Origin of the sequence: Isoptericola croceus (genome assembly GCF_029382255.1) — a bacterium.
Lineage (GTDB): Bacteria > Actinomycetota > Actinomycetes > Actinomycetales > Cellulomonadaceae > Isoptericola > Isoptericola croceus.
Genome location: NZ_JARLLG010000123.1, coordinates 1 through 280 on the forward strand (window position 1 = coordinate 1; position 280 = coordinate 280).

1 protein-coding gene is annotated in these 280 nt (G+C 45.4%); it reads right to left on the reverse strand.

Annotated features, from left to right (window positions below):
- Positions 1–255 (reverse strand): hypothetical protein (locus PZC42_RS20910; protein WP_277214019.1); only part of this gene is annotated, 255 nt, incomplete at its 3' end.
- Positions 256–280 lie beyond the last annotated feature (25 nt).

Consider the following 280-nt stretch of genomic DNA (forward strand, 5'->3'; position numbering starts at 1 on the left):
CTGGAACAGTCCAAGGCCCCAATGGTATTCTAAAGTTACATTTTTATCAACAACCTCAAGAGTGCAATTGCCGGTCCTCTTCCAGGAGTCGAGGCCAACTACCTCAGAACCGAAAAATGTTACATTAGCACTCAAAGCACCCTTAGGTACATGTAAAACTGTACGTCTGTGCTCTCTGAGGTAATTGTTGATCTTGGCTACACCTTCATCGAATGCCTGGTTGATGTCAATTACTTCTGAGGAGACGGCAGCCACCCCCAAGACCAATACAAGAAATGAG